General features: G+C 69.2%; 2 protein-coding genes. Both read right to left on the reverse strand.

The window, feature by feature from the left end; genetic code table 11:
* The coding region (locus EZM81_RS17920; protein WP_211195451.1) for a phage terminase large subunit family protein at positions 1-820 on the reverse strand (820 nt) is incomplete at its 3' end.
* On the reverse strand, positions 768-1,361 hold the full coding sequence (locus EZM81_RS17925) for a hypothetical protein (RefSeq protein ID WP_136646727.1): 594 nt from the start codon (positions 1,359-1,361) through the stop codon (positions 768-770). The genes EZM81_RS17920 and EZM81_RS17925, both read right to left, overlap by 53 nt.
* Positions 1,362-1,401: the final 40 nt, after the last annotated feature.

Genomic DNA, 1,401 nt, shown 5'->3' on the forward strand with positions numbered 1-1,401 from the left:
GCCAGCGCAGCCGGTCGAACTTCAGCCACTGCATCGCACCGCAATGCGGGCACGGCACAAAGAACCGCCGCTGATCGCTCGCCTCGTATTCCCGTTCGATCCGGCTCAGCCCCCGGATGGTGGGCGTCGAGACCAGGAACACCTTGCGCCGATGGGCGAAGGTCAGGGATCGGGCCTCGGCCAGCGTGACCGGATCGCCTTCCTCGTCGGCCGAAGCCGGATAGGCGTCGACCTCGTCGAGGAAGATGTAGCGTGCAGGCGTCGAGCGCAGACCCACCGCCGAGTTCGCCCCCGTCATGATCAGGATGCCGCCTGCGAATTCCTTGGACAGCATCGTGTTGCCCGCATCGCGGGAGCGCGCGGGCTTCACCCGCTCCCGCAGCTCGGGGCTTTCGTCGATCAACGGGTCGATCCGCTGGCGAGAGTTGCGCTTGGCCAGCTCGACCGTGGGCTGGACGGCCAGCATCGGGCCGGGCGCCTGGTGGATCGCGAACCCGATCCAGTTGTTCCCGGCCTCGGTCGCGCCGACCTGCGCGGCCTTCATGAACACGACCCGCTGCGTGGGATCGCCGGGGCTCAGCCGGTCCATGATCTCGCGCATGTAGGGCGTGCGCACCGTCCGATACCGCCCCGGTTCTGCCGAGGCGCGCCCCGAGAGCATCCGGTGCCTGTCCGCCCATTCCGAGACGGTCAGGTCCGGATCGGGCCGAATTCCGCGCGACCACGACCGGAGCAAGGCCTCGGCGCCGTCGAACGCGAAGACCTCGTCATCCAAGTCGAGGCCGGATCTCCGCGAGGCTGGCGAGTTGGGCGCGGACATGGGTCTCCAGAACCTTCTGCATCAGCGCCGCCTCCACCCTGTTCCCGTCCCCGATCTCTGCCTGCAGTTCCGCCGCCATCATCGCGGCGACGCGCGCGGGCCAGGTCACCCAGGCCTCTCGCTCCTCGCGCGCAAGCCGGAACACCAGCCGTTCGGCGCGCATGCGATCGACGAGTTCGCCCTTCTGCTTCTGGAGCCGGAGCTTCCGCTCCTGCGCCTTCATGATCTCGTTGGCCGTCCTCGCCTTCATGTAGGTCGCGCCTTCGCCGACCTCCGGAACGGAGACGCCGCTCTCGCGGAGCGTCTCGCCCACGGCCGCGATGGCCGCTGCCGGCACGGGCTTCATGCCGCCGGAGCCGGCTGCGGCCTTCGGCCTGCTCTTCGACAGGTCGGTCGTCTCGGCCCGCCGGGCGTCGCTGGCCGCCGCGTCGATGCTGCCGTCGGGATGGAGGACCAGCCGCTCGGCCGTCTTCGCCTTCTGGATTGCGCCCCGCGACAGCCCGACATGCGCGGCGTACTGGCGCTCGCTCATGCCCTGCATCTGCGGCTCCGATTATCGTTCAGGATCATGCGCTTATCTC

It is taken from the genome of Tabrizicola sp. YIM 78059, assembly GCF_004959785.1.
In the GTDB taxonomy this organism is placed as follows: domain Bacteria; phylum Pseudomonadota; class Alphaproteobacteria; order Rhodobacterales; family Rhodobacteraceae; genus Tabrizicola; species Tabrizicola caldifontis.